Annotated in this window: 15 protein-coding genes; 2 read left to right on the top strand and 13 right to left on the bottom strand. The window is 51.8% G+C overall.

Annotated features, from left to right (window positions below; all coding sequences use genetic code 11):
• Window positions 1-140 precede the first annotated feature (140 nt).
• Complete coding sequence (locus F556_RS0118150) at window positions 141-1,022, top strand: SDR family oxidoreductase (protein WP_020618409.1); 882 nt, start codon at window positions 141-143, stop codon at window positions 1,020-1,022.
• 1,309 nt (window positions 1,023-2,331) lie between these two features.
• On the opposite strand, the gene F556_RS0118145 is transcribed toward F556_RS0118150, so the two are convergent.
• The 4 genes from F556_RS0118145 to F556_RS0118130 form a co-directional block, all read right to left on the bottom strand.
• Window positions 2,332-4,362, bottom strand: a complete 2,031-nt coding sequence (locus F556_RS0118145; protein WP_020618408.1) for a beta-galactosidase — start codon at window positions 4,360-4,362, stop codon at window positions 2,332-2,334.
• 191 nt (window positions 4,363-4,553) lie between these two features.
• Window positions 4,554-5,855: an ABC transporter substrate-binding protein gene (locus tag F556_RS0118140; RefSeq protein WP_020618407.1), complete on the bottom strand. Its 1,302-nt coding sequence runs from the start codon at window positions 5,853-5,855 to the stop codon at window positions 4,554-4,556.
• 68 nt (window positions 5,856-5,923) lie between these two features.
• Window positions 5,924-6,757, bottom strand: a complete 834-nt coding sequence (locus F556_RS0118135) for a carbohydrate ABC transporter permease (protein WP_020618406.1) — start codon at window positions 6,755-6,757, stop codon at window positions 5,924-5,926.
• Complete coding sequence (locus tag F556_RS0118130) at window positions 6,757-7,560, bottom strand: carbohydrate ABC transporter permease (protein WP_425414009.1); 804 nt, start codon at window positions 7,558-7,560, stop codon at window positions 6,757-6,759. The genes F556_RS0118135 and F556_RS0118130 overlap by 1 nt, the downstream gene beginning before the upstream one ends.
• Window positions 7,561-7,813: 253 nt before the next feature.
• Between F556_RS0118130 and F556_RS0118125 the strand changes: the two genes are divergently transcribed.
• Window positions 7,814-9,724, top strand: a complete 1,911-nt coding sequence (locus F556_RS0118125; RefSeq protein ID WP_020618404.1) for a sensor histidine kinase — start codon at window positions 7,814-7,816, stop codon at window positions 9,722-9,724.
• A gap of 71 nt (window positions 9,725-9,795) precedes the next feature.
• On the opposite strand, the gene gtfA is transcribed toward F556_RS0118125, so the two are convergent.
• The 9 genes from gtfA to F556_RS0118080 form a co-directional block, all read right to left on the bottom strand.
• Window positions 9,796-11,265, bottom strand: coding sequence for a sucrose phosphorylase (gene gtfA / locus F556_RS0118120; RefSeq protein ID WP_020618403.1), 1,470 nt, complete (start codon window positions 11,263-11,265; stop codon window positions 9,796-9,798).
• Window positions 11,262-12,233 carry a carbohydrate kinase family protein gene (locus tag F556_RS0118115; protein WP_020618402.1) on the bottom strand — a complete coding sequence of 324 codons (972 nt, stop codon included), beginning with the start codon at window positions 12,231-12,233 and terminating at the stop codon, window positions 11,262-11,264. The genes gtfA and F556_RS0118115 overlap by 4 nt, the downstream gene beginning before the upstream one ends.
• A gap of 24 nt (window positions 12,234-12,257) precedes the next feature.
• Window positions 12,258-12,971: a metallophosphoesterase family protein gene (locus F556_RS0118110; RefSeq protein WP_020618401.1), complete on the bottom strand. Its 714-nt coding sequence runs from the start codon at window positions 12,969-12,971 to the stop codon at window positions 12,258-12,260.
• A gap of 19 nt (window positions 12,972-12,990) precedes the next feature.
• A complete protein-coding gene (locus tag F556_RS0118105) occupies window positions 12,991-13,827 on the bottom strand; it encodes an MBL fold metallo-hydrolase (protein WP_020618400.1) in 837 nt (278 codons plus the stop codon).
• A gap of 30 nt (window positions 13,828-13,857) precedes the next feature.
• Window positions 13,858-14,712, bottom strand: a complete 855-nt coding sequence (locus F556_RS0118100; RefSeq protein ID WP_020618399.1) for a carbohydrate ABC transporter permease — start codon at window positions 14,710-14,712, stop codon at window positions 13,858-13,860.
• 4 nt (window positions 14,713-14,716) lie between these two features.
• Complete coding sequence (locus F556_RS0118095) at window positions 14,717-15,616, bottom strand: carbohydrate ABC transporter permease (protein WP_020618398.1); 900 nt, start codon at window positions 15,614-15,616, stop codon at window positions 14,717-14,719.
• A gap of 92 nt (window positions 15,617-15,708) precedes the next feature.
• Complete coding sequence (locus tag F556_RS0118090) at window positions 15,709-17,022, bottom strand: ABC transporter substrate-binding protein (protein WP_020618397.1); 1,314 nt, start codon at window positions 17,020-17,022, stop codon at window positions 15,709-15,711.
• Between the two features lie 287 nt (window positions 17,023-17,309).
• On the bottom strand, window positions 17,310-18,008 hold the full coding sequence (locus F556_RS0118085) for a tyrosine-protein phosphatase (protein WP_020618396.1): 699 nt from the start codon (window positions 18,006-18,008) through the stop codon (window positions 17,310-17,312).
• A 25-nt stretch (window positions 18,009-18,033) separates the two neighbouring features.
• Window positions 18,034-19,014, bottom strand: a complete 981-nt coding sequence (locus tag F556_RS0118080; RefSeq protein ID WP_020618395.1) for a LacI family DNA-binding transcriptional regulator — start codon at window positions 19,012-19,014, stop codon at window positions 18,034-18,036.
• Between the last annotated feature and the right edge of the window lie 160 nt (window positions 19,015-19,174).

Here is a 19,174-nt window from a genome sequence, read left to right as displayed (position 1 = left end):
ATTCCAATGTCAAACCGCCCCACCGCATGGCATTCAGGGTACAAAAGTGTGGCGGGTTGCCTTAGACTTGTTCTCCACGGCTGGCATAGGGTAAGGTTAATCATGAAGAGGGAATATGAACTAATGAGAGGATGAGGTACATGTCGATTATCATCACAGGAGCTACGGGTCAGTTGGGCAGCAGAGTCATTGGTCAATTGCTGAAGCAGGAAGTGCCTGCTGAGCATATTGTGGCACTCGTCCGCCATCCAGAAAAAGCAGCACATCTCGCCGAGCTTGGTTTGGAGCTGCGTTATGGAGACTATAATGACCGGTTTTCCTTACAAAGCGCCTTCGCTGGCGCGGACAAGCTGTTATTCATTCCAAGCCCCGACGCTCACGACGAGACACTGCGCCTGTTGCAGCACACCCACGTTGCTATAGCCGCCAGAGATGCGGGCGTTCCTCATATTGTGTATTACGGATATGCCTTTGCCGAGGAGTCCAAGCTGCCTCTGGCTGCGACACATCTGCTGACGGAGGGCATTCTGCGCTCGACTGGCATTCCGTATACGTTCTTGCGAAATCCACTGTATGCGGATGTATTCCTGGATCCGCAGTCTCTGCAAGCAGCGGCCCAGTACGGCACGCTCAAAGCCAACACCGGCGAAGGCGCCATCCATTCCCCGAGCCGCTATGATCTCGCGCGTGCCGGAGCAGCGGTATTGACTGGTGAAGGGCATGAGAATAAGACCTATGAGTTGGTTCTCGGCCGAACCTGGACCTTCCGCGAGCTGGCGGACGCCATCGCCTCTGTCGCAGGCAAGCCCGTTGGTTATGAGCCTATTACATCGGAAGAGAACCAAGCGCTGCTCGTGCAGGCTGGCTTACCGAAGGAAGTAGCAGGGATGCTGTCTGGCATCAACGACTTCATCGCTTCGGGCGGCTCCTCCCGGACAGGCAAGGATCTGGAGCATCTGATCGGCGAACCAACGCCGCTGCAGGAGCTGGTCCGCGAAGGGCTGGCGATGAAAACCTCCTAGCGGGGCGGGCGGAAGGGCGAGGTGACCGGGACGCCGAATGGCGGGCCGACGTGAAACCGGGCGGCATTCCCTACGTATCACAATGCCCTTCGCCGCCAACTCCCTCTTCTGCCGCATCCGTCACATACCGCCTCATTTCATCTAATCTCGCCTAACCGCACTTCTCCACTAACTAATGTTACTCCGCACTGATAATACCCACTACAGCCACCGTCCCCTTCATCATCTGCAGCCGCCATCTCTGCTCATTGTCCAACTCTCTGCTCTAACGGCCACCACAGCCGCTATTTTGCCCAAATCGAGTCACTTTGAACTCTAACGGCCACCAGCGCAGTTATTGGAGGGTTTTCGAGGCTCTGGCGGTCTGTTTTGCCACAATAGGCGCATATATGGCCGTTAGAAATTATTAGCCCCCTTTTCAGGGCAAATAAGGGTATATATGGCCGTTAGCCGGGAGTGCAGCGAGGACGCGCTGACTGGTCGATGCCTAGCAGGAGGTCGGCGCCTGGACAACCACCTCCTCAGCTCTAACGGCCACCACAGCCGCTATTTTGCCCAAATCGAGTCACTTTGAACTCTAACGGCCACCAGCGCAGTTATTGGAGGGTTTTTGAGGCTCCGGCGGTCTGTTTTGCCACAATAGGCGCATATATGGCCGTTAGAAATTATTAGCCCCCTTTTCAGGGCAAATAAGGGTATATATGGCGGTTAGCCGGGAGTGCAGCGAGGACGCGCTGACTGGGCGATGCCTAGCAGGAGGTCGGCGGCTGGACAACCACCTCCTCAACTCTAACGGCCACCACAGCCGCTATTTTGCCCAAATCGAGTCACTTTGGATTCTAACGGCCACCAGCGCAGTTATTGGAGGGTTTTCGAGGCTCTGGCGGTCTGTTTGATCACAATAGGCGCATATATGGCCGTTAGAAATTATTAGCCCCCTTTTCGGCACAAATAAGCGTACATATGGCCGTTAGCGGTAAGGCGGGGCATGGGAATGTTGGTGGGGACTTTAGTGGGTCGCGGCAGTCCGTGGTGAACAGCAAGCTAGTGGAGAACCGCATTTGTGCAGGCGAGTAACAGTAGGTTAGTGGAAAATCACAGTAGTTCGGACGGGGCACGGGAATGTTGGCGGATAGCCGAAGTGGTGCTGGTAGAGGGCCGCCACAGTTCGGTGTTAACAGCAAGCTAGTGGAGGTGCAAACAGCAGTACGGACTGGGGCACAGCAGACTGGGTGGAAGGCCGCAACAGTTCAAGCAGACAGACCACAGGCCGGAAGCCATGTGGCTTCCGGCCCGTCATCTTCAGCGTTTATTGGGCAACAGCGCTACCCGCTTCATCCGACGCATGCTTCAAAATCTCTACCCCGTAAGGCTCCAGCGGCACGACAGCCTCGTGCGGCTCCCCATCCAGCACGCTCGCATATGCGCCATTCAGGTGGACCTCCCGCGGCTCGCGGCAGAGGTTCATGACGAAGAGGTACGTTCCGTTGTCCCCCGTTCGCTCCGCCAATTGCACGCCCTCAGGCAAGTCGGGGTACACCCTCACCTCCTGCTCACCTGCTACCCGCAGCAGCAGATCCCTGAGATACGCTTCGTCCGGATGGGTCGCCACATAATAGGCTCGGCCCTCGCCGTAGGCATTCACCGTCACCGCAGGTGTACCGTCGTAGAAGTCGCCCTCGTAACAAGCAATCGCCTCTGCCCCCTCCAGACGAAGAATATCGCACCATTGTAAGCAGCTGTACGAACGGCCTTCTGCATCCCTAATTGTATGCGCATCATGTCCAATCGCATCGTACTCCTCCACCCGGATGCCCGTCAGCTCTGCCAATCTGCCTGGCAGCAGCATCTGGACATGCTGGTTGTTCATCTCCTTGACGCCGGCCCGCATTGTCACCAGCACCGTGCCCCCACCGGCTGCGAACCGCTCCAGTGTTGCCGCCACTTGTTCATTCATAAGGAAGAAACCCGGAGCGATGACGACCCGGTACCCATCCAGCGGCTGCGTCCATTCAATGACGTCGCAGCCGATCCCTAGCTTGGTAAGCGCTCGGTGATAATCCTTGATGTTCTCGTAATAGCTCATGCCCTCCGCCTGGTGCTGGATACGCAGCGCCTCCAATTGCTCATGCGAGAACAGGAGCGCCACCTCATGCTTCGGTTCGGTACCCTGCAAGTGATCCGACAGGCGATTCACCTCTGCGCACAGCCGCTCAAATTCCGCGAAGCGTCGACCCGGCACGTTGCTCGGATCAATCAGGCCATGCCAGAATTGCTCCGCCCCGATGGCTGCTGAACGCCAGCGGAAGTGGACTACCGTATCAGCGCCCTTGGCAATCGCTTGCCAGACAAACGCCCGGATGAAGCCTGGATAAGGCGCCCGCCACGTAGCAAACCAAGCTCCCGGGGGGCCGCTCAGTTGCTCCATAATCCAGAAGTTACGGCGTTTAATGCCCCGGGTTAGATCCAGCGACAACGCACCGCTGTAGGGACCCGTGGACTGCTTGTCCGGTGCTGTGTTGGGATAATAATCGAAGGAGGCCAGATCCAGATCCTCGGCTACCCGGTATTGGTCCATACGCTGCGGATACGTGTGAAAGTTATGCGTGATGAAATGGTCCGGGCATTCGCGCCGCAGAATCTCGACCTGCTCCCGCTGAAAGACTACGATACTGTCCCACTGAAAGCGGGCAAAATCGAGCAGGTACGAAGGATTTTGGAACCGGGAACCGCCATAGGGGGCTGCGATCTGCTCCCATTCATTATATTCACCGCTCCAGACCACGGTCCCCCACTCGCGATTAACCGCCTCAAGTGAGCCATAGTTCGCCCGTGTCCACTGACGGAATGCCTCGCTGCAGGCATCACAATGACAATCATTCATGCCGAATTCATTATCCGTCTGCCAGCCGATGACCGCAGGGTGCCCGGCATAACGCCGCGCCAACGCTTCAGTGATTCGCTGCCCATGACTGCGAATGGAAGCACTGCTGTAGCAGCGGTGACCACGCACACCTGCGTGATAGGTGCTGCCATCTGGCCGGATCGGCAAAATGTCGGGATGCTGCTCAGTCAGCCAACGGGGCGGTGTTGCGGTCGGCGTACATAGGACCACCTGCAGGCCGTAACGTCCGCACAACTCAACCGCTTCGTCCAGCCACGCCCACTCGTAGACACCCGGCGTCGGCTCCATCCGGCTCCACGCAAATTCCGCCATTCGCACCACTTTGACACCCGTCTCGCTCATCCGCCGGATGTCGTCCTCCCACATCGACCGGTCCCATTGCTCCGGGTAATAGACGACACCGATCTGAACCTGCTCCGCTTGCTTGTAGTTCATGCCCTTGCTCCTCCTCCTGGTAAGCTGATAGCAATAAGTATACCAAAACTGCCCCTGCACACTGACCGAAGCGGCCGGGCACAGGAGCAGTTTTTAAAAAGGGAATGTTCTAAGCTTGAGTGTAGCATATCGACAAAAAGTCCACATGCCACCCAAAAGTAACACTAGGTGATATAAAGTACGTCTTGGTATTACTTCAATTTGTCCCAAGCCGCTTGCATGTTTTCGGACCAAGCCTGGACGTCAACACGCCCTGCCAGGAATTCCTGAATAGCGCTGCCGAACTCTTGTGCTACACCGTCTGGGTACTTACCAGCATTGTGAGCGAAGATATCGCCACGGTCGATGTACTCTTGCAGCGAGGTTGCCAGAGCACCCATGTCTTCCGGTGTCGACTCAATCGTTGTGAGTGGCGGAATGAACATGAACTTCTTCACGATGTACTCTTGACCTACTTCAGAAGTAACGAGCCAGTTGAGGAAGATTTTCGCTTCTTCTTTGGCATCGGACTCGTTATTGACAACCAGGTTTACTGGTACGCCAATCGTAACTTTACCGGAACGCTCTGCATCGTCGCTCAGTGCCATTGGCAGGAAGCCAATGTTCATGTCTGGTGTAATGCCGTCGATCATCGATTGTGCCCAGTTACCGTTCTGTGTCATGGCTACTTCACCGTTAGCAAACATGGATACGGCTGTGTTGTAGTCAGTCGTCAATGGGTTACGGTTACCGTACTCCAGTGTCAGCTCCATCAGCTTCGCCCAGTTGGCAAAGTGCTCGTTGCCTGCGATGGTTTCGCTGCCGTCATTGAGGCCCGCGATGAACGCATCCGTATCATCTTGGTTCGCGAAGGCATTGCTGATCCCTTGGCTACCCAGCAGCCACCATTCTTGATACGCGTTAGCAAAAGGTGTAATGCCTGCTTCTTGAATCTTCTTCGCAGCCGCTTCCAGCTCGGAGTACGTCATAGGCGGCGATTCAATGCCTACTTGCTCGAAGATGTCTTTGTTATAGATATAGCCAAAACCTTCAAGGTTAAGCGGCAGGCCGTAGACTTTGTCGTCCTTCGTAATGGCTTCTGCAGCCAATGGTACCAGATCGCCTACCCAAGGCTGGTCGGACAGATCTTCCAGGCGCTCTTCCCACAGATCCAGCTTGGCATAGCCGTTATTGGAGAAAATATCAGGCGCGTCGCCGGAGGCAAATTTGGTTTTCAGTGCTGCGTCGTAGTCGGCACCGCCGCCTACCGTTTGCACGTCCAGCTTGATATTCGGGTATTCTTTTTCGAACTCAACCTTCAGCTCGTTAAGCCCTTCCACGATTTCCGTCTTGAATTGGAACAGCGTAACCGTTTTCTGTTCTCCGCCAGCGTTACCGCCATTTGCGCCGCCTGTGTTGCCGTCAGTTGCGTTGTTGCCGCCACCGCCGCAAGCACCGAGAACGAGAGACATAGCCAGTACCGATGAAGCCACAACCGTATGCTTTTTGTTCATGTGTGTTTCCCCCTACTTAATAATTGTAGTTGTTTCTATTGGGAAGCGATAGGGCCAGGTCAAAGGCATTAACCTTTGACCGAGCCTGCCGCGATTCCTTCGACAATATAGCGTTGCAGGAACAAGAAGAAGATAATAATCGGTGCGATACCCATGACGAGCATCGGCAGCGCCAGATCCCATTGCTTGGAGTATTCTCCGAAGAAGGAGAACGTCGCCAGCGGGATCGTCCGCAGATTCGGACTTTGCAGAATCAGGGATGGCAACAGATAGTCATTCCAGACCCAGAGACAATTCAGGACGATAATCGTCATCAGCATCGGCTTGAGCATGGGCAGTACGATCCGGAAGAATACGCTGATCCGGTTGCATCCATCCACCGTAGCCGCCTCTTCAATCTCCAGCGGAATCGACTTCACGAAGCCGTGGAAGAGGAAGAGTGCCATCGGTCCGCCCAGTCCGAGATAGGTCATGACCAGACCGGTACGGGTATTGGTCAGTCCCAGCTCATTTACCACACGAAGCAGCGGCATCATGATGGACTGGAACGGAACGACCATCGAAGCAATCAGAATCAGGAAGAAGATCCGGTTAAAGCGTGTATTGTGACGTACCATCCGGTAGGCGCCCATCGCACTGATGATCGCGACCAGAATGACACTGACAACTGTAACAATCAGAGAGTTGGTAAAGACTAACGGAAAGTTAGTCAAGGACCAGGCTCTGCTGAAGTTCTCCCATTGGAAAACCGCTGGCCAAGTAGCCGAATTCGTCATAATTTCGCCGAACGTCTTCACCGAGTTCACGAAGAGGAAGTAGAACGGCGAGAGGAATAGCAAGGCCACAAGCACCATGATGATTTCCGTAATCAGCGTGCGACCCGTATAGGCTTTTGAATTCATCAGGCTTCGACCTCCCTCTTCTTCGTCAGACGAACCTGAATGATCGTAATGAAGGCCACGATGACAAAGAACAGCATCGCTTTGGCCGTACCCAGTCCGTATCGGTTATTTTGGAATGCTTCGTTATAGATGTTCATGGCGACAGACTCTGTCGATTTGAACGGACCGCCCCGGGTCAGCGAGAGATTCAAGTCAAAAATCTTGAACGCCCACGAGATTGCCAGGAACAGACAGATCGTTACAGCTGGCATAATCAGCGGAATGATGATGCTGCGCAGCAACTGCCAGCGGCTCGCGCCATCAATTTCGGCGGCTTCCAGAATTTCAGTTGGCACATTGGTAAGAGAGGCGATGTAGATGACCATCAGATAACCGGCCTGATGCCAGATGAAGACCATCGTAATGCCCCAGAAGCCCGTCGTTGCGTCACCGAGCCATGGCAGGCCGAAGAACGACCAGCCCGTAATGTCGTACATCGTATCGAAGCCTTTGATGAAAATGAACTGGAAGATAAAACCCAGCAGCAAACCACCAATGACGTTGGGCATGAAAAAGATCGTACGCATCAGATTACGCAGCTTGAGCGCCCGGGTCAAGAGATAAGCCAGCGCGAAGCCGACGACGTTGGTCAAGATGACACCCAGCACCGTAAAGCGTACGGTAAACGAGAACGATTTCCAAAAGTCAGGATCATTGGTGAAAATGGTTTTGAAATTTTGCAGGCCAACCCAGTTTACGGACCGAGCCACCCCGTTCCAGTCGGTTAAGGAATAATACATCCCCAGGAAAAAGGGAACCACCATAATCAAGGTGAAAAAGATGAGCACGGGTCCAACAAAAAATGACTGCAGACCGAGCTCTTTTGCGAAGTTCCTGTTGCGCACGGCACAGCCCCCTTTCTTTCTGTATAAATACGGGTTCAAAAAGTTCGGTTTTCAGCACCCTTTTAACAACCTCTAAAACTGTTTGTATGGTTAGTATGACTTGAATGAGGTACAATAAACACCGACTTATGTGAACTATAAGGTGCAATATATTGATCGGGGGGGATGACATGTGAAATGGAAGAGCATACGCTCCAAACTGATCATATTCCTGCTGCTAGCCACCGTGATCCCTATCGTAGCAACGATGTTTATCACGTATAGCTATACGACACAATCCTTGAAAACCAGGGTTGCAACCGAAAATGCCAACCTGCTCTACCAGGGTGGACGGAACCTGACGAATCTGCTCGATGATCTGAACCGCAGCTCGTCCAACATCTATTCTGTCCTTCATCTGCTGCAAGGGGGCTATGAAGATTCACAGAGCAGCGCCCGGGTGTACAACGTCCTTTATTCGATCGCTTCATCCCTTCCGGATGTATTCCAGATCTACCTCTACGAGAATGTTAGCCGCAAGGCTACCCTCGTTATGCTGGACACGCCGCAGCGCCAATACGAGACCGAGCCCTATGAGAGTGTCCTGCGGACCGGCCCCAGCGTTGGCATAGAGGCCAGTCATATGAGCACGTTGTACGGGTTCACCAACTCGGTGATCCGCTATCCCGCCCGTCCCGTCTTCACCCTGCACCGGCGGATTGAGAATGTACCTTCCAGTGAGGGCATCGGCTATCTGGCTATTGATGTGGACATGTCCGCACTCTCGGATATCGCAGACCAATTGTATGTTCAGGGCAGGGAGAAGATCTATCTGATCAACGAGGATGGCCAATTGATCTACACCGACGACACGGATCGGTTGGGTGAAACACTGGAGGCATCGTGGTATAGCAAACGACTGGACTCCCTTGATCAGCCAAGTGGTCATTTCGAGCATGACGGCAGCGTCTACGTCTATGAAACGATTCAGGATCGCACCACCACCTGGACGCTCGTCAAGCAGATTCCACTATCCTACATTACGAGGGAAGCGAGCCGGGCCGCTGGTCTTAATCTGCTGCTGCTCGCCGTATCCCTGATTATTATTGCCGCAGCCACCGTCATTATTTCAATTCGAATTACGGCACCCATCAAGCGGCTAGCCCGCTACATGAACCAGATCCAGGCCGGTAAGCTCGATGTGGATATCCAGCCGAGCAGCAACGATGAAATTGGATCCCTGACCGTTCGCTTCCGCGGCATGATGGACACGATTAATAATCTCATCCTTCGTGAATACAAGCTGGAGCTAGCCGGCAAGACCAACCAGCTGCGTGCGATGCAAGCCCAGATTAATCCGCATTTCTTGAATAATACCTTGCAAATAATCGGGACACTGGCCTTGGAACTCAAGGTGCCGCAGGTCTATGCGCTGCTGGCTTCGCTTGCCAAGATGATGCGTTACAGCATGCATAACGAGGACCGGATTGTCACGCTGCGCGAGGAGTTGGACCATATTCAGGCGTATATCGATCTGCAGATGGAACGGTTTGAAAACCGCTTTCATTTCAGTTATGATGGGGATGAAAGGGTAGGAAATGTGACTATGCCAAAAATGATCCTCCAGCCCATTCTGGAGAATTACTTCAAGCATGGTTACAAGGCCTTGGAGACCAACGGACGGATAACCATTACCGCAAGACAAGGTGCATCTGGCGGAGCTCTCGTCACGATAGAGAATAACGGCCTCTCTATACCTGAGGAGCGCCTTGCCGCGCTGCAGGAGGAGCTGGCCAAGATTGCCGCCGATACCTGGCAGCCCGCAGCCGATGCCGCGTTGCCGCTGGCCGGGCTTGAATCCTCGGTAGACCAGGATAGTGACGGGGTTCGCCGCTCCAGGGATGCCTCCATTCCAGAGCGGCTGACGCCCGCCCAGAGCCCCGGCGCTGAAGGCTCTTCCTCGATCGGGTTGGCCAATGTGCTGGAGAGGCTGAAGCTGTTCAAGGGCGATGAGGCCACAATGAAGGTCGAGAATGTGCTACCCCACGGCGTACGTATCACCGTCTATATTCCGGGTGGTGAAGACTCCTATGATTCGGAATAACACGGCCAAAGCTAAGACAAAAACGGCTTGCTCAACATGAGCAAGCCGTTCTTCGCCTAAAGGCAGCAAAATTATACGTGATACGTGACCTTGGCCCCCGATTCATCTATATAAGTAATGACAGGAACCATGGTGGATAGGTTAATGTAAAGCTCACACTGAGCTTCTGGTGCGCTCCAGCTCAAACGAATTTCATGATCCTCCGCAGACTCCACTGAAAAAGCCCCTTGGAAGGCCGCATAGTCATTGCGGAAACGAATTAATCGGATCAGCCGTTGCACGGACTGCTGTCCAAGTGCCGACTCGATCTCACCCATACTGTAGTTGTGGCGGTTGATTTCACGGCCTTCGCCGGTCTGCTGGACGCGCTCATTATCATGCTTGCCTGCAAGGAGCCCTACGTAGTAGACCTGAGGAATGCCTGGCGTAAAGAATTGGATGGCGCGGGCAGCCAAATAAGCATTGTCATCACAGCCCAGCAACGAATAGTAGGAGCCCCGGATCTGGTGAACATCGAAGCCGTCCTCCGCCTTATGCTCGTCGGAGACGATCAGGCTCAGATTGGCTCCGCGCTCCAGGCAAGTATCGACCAACTTGCGTGCTTCCTGAGTATCAATGAGTCCGTCCATATCCGGCTTGACAGGTACGCCGTCGTGACAGTCAAGCATCGTGAACTGCTTCGACGGACGTTCCCTCAAATAGTCCAGCAACTGCGACGAGCGACCCCCCAGCAAGGTTTCCAGAATGCGGTAAGGCAGGATGAAATCATAGATCCAATAGCCCCGCTCCGCCAGCTTGTACTGGATAGAATGATGAGCATGAACCTCAGGCAACAGCTCCATATCCAGACGCTCCGCCAGCTCAGCGATCCAGTCCATAAAGGTCCAGATTTCCGGCTCGACGAAAAAGCAGCTGGTTCCGAGCTTCTTAATCACGTAGCCAACAGCATCCAGACGGACGATTTTAATGTTATTGTTCTTGAAATTCTCGAAAAAGCGCGTCAACAGTTCTTTGGTCAGCTCCGACTTGAGATCCAGATCCACCTGTTCCGAAGGGTCGGTCTTGCCAAAGGTTGTCCATACCCTTTCTTCCAAGCCTTGTGCCGAAGTCGCATAAGCAGAATAAGGCACGGGTCTGCGCAGAAAAATCCGATCGATATCCTCTGCTACAGGCTCTCCGTTCTCCCATATCTTATCCAGGGTGATGAACAGATCTGCGTAGTGCGAATCTCGCCCATGCTTAAGGAAATCCTGGAAATACTCGGACTGTGCAGAGATATGATTGACCATCAAATCTACCAGCACATCGTAGTGTTCGCCTATGGCACGGATATCCTCCCAGCTGCCGAATTCTGGTTCGATCTCCAGGTAGGTTAATGGTGCAAAGCCTCTGTCCCCAGAGGAAGGAAACGGCGGCAAGATATGAATTCCGCCCTTGAATACCTCTGGCAAATGCTGTTCTAGTACCTCATGCAGCTTCCGTAGATTACCCCCCAACGAATCGGGATACGTAATAAGTTGTACCTGATTCTTCACGCTCATGCTCTTACCTCCTGCAAACCGTACATCGTACGAATGTCCTCCAGCTCAGGCAGTTCAACGACGGCTCCGGTATATCTCAGCTTATACGCACTAACTGCAAATCCCAGGTTCATCGCTTCCCGCAGACTGGCCCCCTCAATGATTCCCGCGTAAAAACCAGACCAGAAGGCATCGCCTGCTCCCGTCGTGTCTACCACTTCTTCTGCCAACGTATCAAAACGAACCGTTTCCTGGCCGTTAGAGGCTATCGCCCCCTCCTTGCCCAAGGTCATAATCACCATTTTCGCCCCAAGGTCGAGGAATTTCTGAAGCTGATTCTCATGCGTGTCCTTGCCAAACAGGCGCTCCGCATCATCCTCAGAAGGCTTCACAATGTCCACTTGGCTAATAATTGATTTCACGTAGGCTACGCCATCCTCGCCCTTCTGCCAGATCATCGGATGATAATTCGGATCAAAGCCGATCAACGTACCGGCTTGGCGCGCCTCATGCAGAACGCGTTCGGTTGTGCGCCGCACGGGCATCATCGAAAGCGGCCAGCAGGAGAAATGAACGATCTTGGCTGCTTGAAGGGCCTCTCTCAGCTCTTCAGTATAGGCCAGATGATAATCAGCGCCTCGATAGAAGATGGGCACGGGTGTTGACTGACTCTTGGTCACCACAACCATGCTAGTAGAGTAATCTACCTTCTGTATACAACGCGTATCCATACCGGCACGGTGCAGATGCTTGATGAGGAACGTTCCCAGACCATCATCGCCCACGGCTGAAGCGACCAGCGAGCGGATGCCCAGCTTCTTCGTATTCATTGCAATATTGGCTGGCGATCCACCAAAAAAACGGCTGTAAGTATCGCAATCCACATTCTCATCATATTCCGTCGATATCATATCAATCAGCATATCGCCGATTGTCAATAAATCCAGGCTTCTTTCATCAAAGGCCAAACGGTCTTCAAAATTAAGCACAGTATCCCTCCAAGGATAAGTCTTCTAGTCTCTAAAAAAAACACGAGCGACGCGCATCTCATCTTCTCTCAATCGCAGCTTCTCCGTCGCCTCCCACAGCGGGGTTCTGTCATAGACAACGTGCTTGAGCGAAATGACGCCGTCGGTGATTGTACAATAATGTGCAGCTTTGGTCGGATCATCTGGCCGGCGGTACGAGACACTCCCTGGATTGAGCCATAAGCTATTGTCGCTCAGATAATGGACACAGCGGCGATGGGTGTGCCCGAAGATCAGCCGCCGCTGCTGCTCCATGTCCGGCTGATCCGGATGATGGCTGTTCCAGAATGCGTCGAATTTGGGTAGACTATCGATCGTCAGATAGTCCTGATACAGATGTTGCATCGTATAATGAATGCCATCCATTTCGAAGGACAGCGCAGTTGGATTCTGTTCCAGGTAGGTAATCTCGGACTCGCCTAACAGACGGGCATTATGATGAGCCCACTTGCTCTCTCCATCCGTCAGCTCATGCAGATGGCCGCCATTACGATAGACATCAATAATGATATCGTCATGATTGCCCCGCACACAGGTTACGCGGTGCTCCTGCATCCAGCCTATAACCTCTGCGGGAAATGGTCCGTAATCGACCAGATCACCCGCGCAATAGATGACATCGTATTCCGGCTCTGCCTTCACGATCGCTTCCAATGCCACTACATTACTGTGAATATCCGATAGAATCAGTGCTTTCATGCTCATCAGCTCCAGGTCTTTATAGTTCGAGGATTAATCCATCATAAGCCAATTCAAAGCCATACTTGCCCGCCTCTATGGCCAGTTCATCATGTGTCATACCGCACATATGCGAGATGTGAGTAAGGAGATAGCGCGTATTCTCATTAACACAGCCGTATTGTTCCAGCTTCCGCTTCATCTCTACATTCTCGGCCAGCCCCATATGCCCGTCGCCAGGCAGTATACCGCGAGCACAGTCCATGCTGACCAGGTCAAAATGCAGCCCTCGGATCGCTTCGTAGTTCCGCTCTTCAATGGCATCCGTATCGTTGGCATAGAGCACCCGTTTACCGCCTTGCTCAATCATATAGATATAACACAATTCATCCACCCGATGGTTGGCTATCAGTGGAGTGAAAACCATACCGGAAGCCTCGAAGGCGCGGAAGGGTTCAACCCGTTGATACGCCAGTTGCTCCTGATAGCCTCTGAGCTTCTTCTTCACTCCCCAATAGAACAGACTTTCGACCGTCTGATTACCATAGACCTGAACTTGCCGGGTCCCTCCACGGTCGTAATGAATGGTGCAATAATTCGGCTTGCCGCGCAGCATCAGAGAAAATACGTCAAAATGATCTTCATCGGCATGCGTGACGACGACACTCTCAACCCGCGCCAGTTGGAGTCCGAATTTAAGCTTCTGCATATACAAATCCGGTGAGACATCCATTAGAATCCGATCATTGATCAGGACGCTGGAGCGGCGTTTAATATTGTTGCCGCCGCTCTGGAGCGCACGCTCACACACGTCGCATTCACAATACACTGCCGGAAAGCCCTCAGACGCACCTGTACCCAAGTAATGTAGTTTCATCGAAAAGACTCCTTATGAATAGAGACTTGGTCATCCCTTGATACCGGATGAAGCGACAGACTGAATGAATTGGCGTTGGAAGATCAGGAAGATGACAAGCGTCGGGATCGTGACCATCGTTCCGAATGCGAAGATTTCCCCCCAGTACACATAAGCATCTGAATACAAAGCTTTCATCGCTTGCGGCAAGGTACGATACGTATCATCCCGTGTCACCAGCGTAGGCCAGATGAGATCCCCCCAGCGTCGAATGAAGGTCAGAATACCTACTGTAGCTAGAATGGGCTTAGACAACGGCAGCATGATCGTCCAGAAGCTGCGAATATAACCTGATCCGTCAATGACGGCCGCTTGAAGCAATTCCTTGGGGATGCCCTTATAATGGTTGTAGAACAAGAAGACATACACCGGATAAGCCAGAGCCGGTATGACCAGAACGGACATGGTATTAAGCATGTTAAGCTCGGTTGCTACCATCATCCGGTTGATAATGACAGCTTCCGAAGGAATAATCATGAGCGCGATAATCATGGCTACAATGACCGACTTTCCCTTGAAATCAAGGAGACCCAGGGAATAGCCAATCATCGAATTAATCAGGGTACCGAATAGTACGACCAGCAGAGAAGATATAGCCGAGTTCATGAAGTACTTGACAAAGTCCATCTTGCGGAAAATCGCTCTGTAGTTGTCCCAGCTCAGATCACCGTAGGGTATAAAGCCTTTAATAGAAGACATATCTGCCACGATCTGATTGTCCGTTTTGAACGAGGCTACGAACAGATAGATCATGGGGCCAGCGAACAAAATCGCAATCAGAATATACATGACATACATCAGGGCGACACGCATGCCCTTGCCTGGTTTGAAGATCTGTGACTGCACCTGTCTATTCTCCCTTCGTGATGATTCTATTTTGAATGAGGGAAATGATGAGGACGATGACAAAGAATACAACCGCCATTGCCGAAGAGTATCCAATCTGATTCCGTGAGAAGCCGATATTATACATAAAATATACCACTGTATTGGTACTGTTCTGCGGGCCGCCCTCCGTCAGCATGAATACCTGTGTGAACAGTTTCAGTGCCGCTATCGTATTGGTTATGATGACAAAGTTAAGTGTATTCTTGAGCATCGGAACTGTAATGGAGATAAACGTCTGCCAGCGTTTAGCGCCGTCCACCTTGGCAGCCTCATAGATCTCCTCGGGAATATACTGCAATCCCCCAAGGATGATGATCATCTGCATCCCGATAGCCTGCCAGATCGACATAACCGCAATGCCGTACATGGCCAGCTTCGGATCCTTGAGCCACAGCTGGGGTTCCAGGCCTAGCGAATGCAGGAGGGAGTTGAGCAAGCCGTCTGCGCTCGGGGAGAAGATAAACGCCCAGATCACGGCAACGACAGTAATGGAAACGATCTGCGGACTGAAGTAAATCAGGCGAATAATGCCGATTCCCTTGATACGTTTGTTCACCAGCACGGCCAGTACGGTCGAGATTGCGACAGTGAACGGTACAAATAACAGCGCAAAAAATCCTGTATTGATAAAAGCCTGCACCGATACATCATTGGTAAATACTTTGATGTAGTTGTAGAGCCCCACAAACTGAAACGGATTGTTGGGGTTCGGGATCAGCATTTTATTCGTAAATGAATAAACGATAGACATTGCAAAAGGAATAACCATAAAGGTCAAAATAATCAGGAGCGATGGCGCGCTCAGCAGCCACGCCGCCAGAGTCTGGCCGTCTGCGATACGGTTCGGCCTGTTCTTCTTCATGTTCTTAGCCACCTCATGTTTCAATCTGCAAAACACATACGGACGAATCAGGCCGAGCAGTCAATCCGCTCGACCCGACCAGTGGAGCTTATTTAGTTGTTCCATCCATTTTCAGTAATGACTTCATCCAGATCCTTCGAGGCTCTCGTCAATTCCTCACGCGCGTCACTGCCAAGCAAGAGATTGCCAACAACTGCCCGCATCACATTGTAGATTTCATTGTGAGCCGGCGTCTGCGGCCGGAGGTAGCCAATGCCCGCTTCGAGCTGCTCGCGGTACAGATGGAGTCTGCCCCCCTCCTGATATTCTTCCTTGCTGTCCAGTACGGACAGGCGAGCTGGAATGCCTCCGTTTACATCCGTCATCCGGTCGATGTACTCTACAGAAACAGCTTCCTCCAATACCTTCCAGCTCTCGTCAGCAACCCCGTTTTTCTCGGCAGCTGTCGTGATGGCCCAGATCACCGAACCGCTTCCGGTATAAACACCGTTGCCGAAGTCAGGAATCGGAATCAGAATCGCATCGTCTCCGAGGTACTCGAAATGCTCCTTGGATTTCCAATGACCAATCAGAGCCAATGCACTTTCTTGTCTACCATAAAATGCATCTTCGTAATCGGCCACAGGATTAATATAGTCCTGCTCGATCATCCAGCTGATGTAATCAAAGGCCGCAATGGTTTCTTCGCTGTTAAGCGCCCCGTCCGTCAGCATCGTCTCGCGGTTCATCATATCCCCGCCAAAGCTCTTGACGATTGGAGTATAAGTATAGTAGAGCGTCTTGGGTGAATTCTGACGGATGTAGATCGGGTAAGGCACGCCGTCTGCCTTCAGCTTAGCCAGAGCATCCTCAAACTCTGCACGGTCCCATGCATCGGTGTAGCTGGTCGGAATCCGGATTCCCGCCGATTCGAGCATGGACTTGTTAGCCCACAGACTCATACCGGAATCGAATTGCGCCGTCGCATACAGACTGTCCTTGTAGGTACCTTCGTTGATGACGGAAGGCAGCATATCCTCTCGGATGTCGTCAGTCATATAGGAATCGAGAGAAAGCAGCATGCCTGCTTCAACGTAGTAGGATAGCTCCGTGGCATCCATAATGACGATATCCGGTGTATCGCCTGCAACCGGAGACATCTTCAATTTGTTATAGAACTCTTCGTTCGGATAGAAGGAATAGTCAACTTTCAGTTCTGGGTACTTCGCATTGATCTCAGGAAGAATTTCATTGTAGACTTCCGTCTCCGCGCCTTCGAGTCCCCACAGCTTAATAACAGCCTGCTTCGCAGGCTTCTCCCCGTTGTCGGCACCTGCCTGGCCGGAATTTGCAGGTGCAGTAGACGAACAACCTGCTAACAGCAGGGAAAGTGCAAGTGTAGTTCCAATTAATGATTTAGCTTTCATGATAAATGCTAACCCCTCTCTAGTGGATGACATGATGGTAGGACAATATTGCCGGAAGTGGCCGAGTGTTAATCAGCCTATGTACGCCTCCCCCCAATGCATGAAAACGTTTTAATTTAAGAGCAATCTACGCTCCCTTTCCCCGTTCGGGAAGGAATGTGCAGCTATATGCAAAGCGGTTGACATATTGAGCCAACCGCTTTGCATATCGCTTACATTGATAGTTATAAATCATATTCACGAATATGTCAACCGTTTGACATACAACCCTTAAAAATAATCTATCCCTACAGTACTAGCCTGCTTTTGATAGATTCCAGCTTTTTCTTATCCACACCAATTGATTCCAAATAGCGTGCTGGCGAACCATAGTGCTCGTCCAAGTAAGCTAACAGCTTCATAATATTGCTGTAATGGGATCCTGTTAGATCCTCTGAGTACGCTGCAATATAAGTTCGGCTTACTTCATAGTCGGCAATAATATCTGCCTCCTCCACACCAGCAATCGCAAGTAAGAACATGACAACAATGCCAGTACGATCCTTGCCTACTGCACAATGAATCAGGCTTGCCCCCTCTTCTGCCTCAGCCAGGGCAGTGAAGACCTCGTACAGCTTGTCACTGCAATCCGATAAAACCTGAATGTACATATGAATGAGTGACTGCGTATCTGGCTCACCATGATTGACGGCTAGTCGTTCCGGTGCTAAATCAGCGAATAGGGAAATGTTGCGGGTCTCAATTTCTTCCCCTAGATCCGCATTGGGCATACGCTCACATTCATCTTTATAACGCAAATCCACAATCGTACGGATGCCCAGCTCCTTGATCAGCTCTACTTCCTTGGGGCTTGCCTTGTGAAGGTTGCCGGAACGATAGAACACCCCATATCGCGTAATGCCTCCATCGAGGGTAGGGTATCCACCCAAATCACGCACATTGGCTACATGCCTGAACGGCAACCGTTTATAGTTTTTCGTATTCACAGTATCCCTCTCTTTTTTGAGTTCCTCAAGTTGTCTGTCGGATGGCCAGTTCGTTGGCAAGAATATTGGTCACATTGACCGGCTCCTGGTTCACCTGTTTAATCAGCAGGTCCAAAGCCAACTCTGCCATCTGCCGGATCGGTTGTTTGACCGTAGTCAATGGCGGAACCAGCGCCTCGGAGAAGGCTATTCCATCATAACCTACCAATTTGACATCCTCAGGTACAGACTTATTGTACTTTGAACAAGTTTTCAAGATATACGCTGCGATAACGTCACTGCTGGCAAAAATGCCGTCAATCTCTGGATGGGATTCGAACAGCTTGCTGATCACCCCTTCATAATTTTCAGGGTTAAACCCAAAGATATCTGTCTCCACGACCGTATGCCACACCCCATGTCTAGAGGCGACCTCTGTAAATGCCGTATGACGGTCATTGGAGAGCATCGGGAGATCAAGGCTGCCTGTAATCATTGCAATCCGCTTGCATCCGGAGGAGATTAATAGCTCCGTTGCCATCCGCCCGCCCTCATAGTTATCGGAGCTGACGTATGGAATATTATCGCCTATGGCTCTGTCAAAGGTGACTAGTGGCAGCCCAATCTTCGAGAATTCCTCCACGTCGACTGTATGACTCCCCAAGATGATCCCCTCTACCTGGTTGGCTTTCAGGTAGTTCAGGTACATGCGTTCTTTTTCTTTATCATGCTGTGAATTGCATAGCACCATCTTGTACTGATGCTGGTAGGCATAGTCTTCAATATGGCTGCACAGTTCGGCAAAAAAGGGATGTGCGACGGTCGGGATAATCAACCCGATCATATTGCTTTTTTTTCGAAACAAGGTCCGGGCCACCTCGTTAGGCTGATAATTCAGTTCTTTCATCGCCTTGTAAATATTCTCCCGCAACGTATCACTAATATAGCCGCGATTATTAAGAACTCTCGACACCGTAGAGACATTTACGCCGACCTTATTCGCAATATCCTTGATTGTAGCAGCCACTGCAGCACTCTCCTTTCCTTGCTGGATGGATATAAAATTACTATGCCATACTACCATAATCCCTATAGGTTGGGAAGATATGTGACTGCGGCTCGCATCCGCCCCCTCCCACCAGCCTTTTTTGCGGCCAACTTGTCACTTGCGTTATACTGTGGACAAA

The organism is Paenibacillus daejeonensis DSM 15491 (genome assembly GCF_000378385.1).
GTDB lineage: Bacteria > Bacillota > Bacilli > Paenibacillales > Paenibacillaceae > Paenibacillus_D > Paenibacillus_D daejeonensis.
This window is presented reverse-complemented; position numbering and strand designations above follow the sequence as displayed.

Bases quoted from the DNA above. Each gene is read 5' to 3' on its own strand.
- F556_RS0118095 (WP_020618398.1), bottom strand. From the start codon at position 15,616: ATGAAGAAGAACAGGCCGAACCGTATCGCAGACGGCCAGACTCTGGCG.
- F556_RS0118140 (WP_020618407.1), bottom strand. From the start codon at position 5,855: ATGAACAAAAAGCATACGGTTGTGGCTTCATCGGTACTGGCTATGTCT.
- F556_RS0118110 (WP_020618401.1), bottom strand. From the start codon at position 12,971: ATGAAAGCACTGATTCTATCGGATATTCACAGTAATGTAGTGGCATTG.
- F556_RS0118150 (WP_020618409.1), top strand. From the start codon at position 141: ATGTCGATTATCATCACAGGAGCTACGGGTCAGTTGGGCAGCAGAGTC.
- F556_RS0118145 (WP_020618408.1), bottom strand. From the start codon at position 4,362: ATGAACTACAAGCAAGCGGAGCAGGTTCAGATCGGTGTCGTCTATTAC.
- F556_RS0118135 (WP_020618406.1), bottom strand. From the start codon at position 6,757: ATGAATTCAAAAGCCTATACGGGTCGCACGCTGATTACGGAAATCATC.
- F556_RS0118105 (WP_020618400.1), bottom strand. From the start codon at position 13,827: ATGAAACTACATTACTTGGGTACAGGTGCGTCTGAGGGCTTTCCGGCA.
- F556_RS0118130 (WP_425414009.1), bottom strand. From the start codon at position 7,560: ATGGTGGTTCCCTTTTTCCTGGGGATGTATTATTCCTTAACCGACTGG.
- F556_RS0118090 (WP_020618397.1), bottom strand. From the start codon at position 17,022: ATGAAAGCTAAATCATTAATTGGAACTACACTTGCACTTTCCCTGCTG.
- gtfA (WP_020618403.1), bottom strand. From the start codon at position 11,265: ATGAGCGTGAAGAATCAGGTACAACTTATTACGTATCCCGATTCGTTG.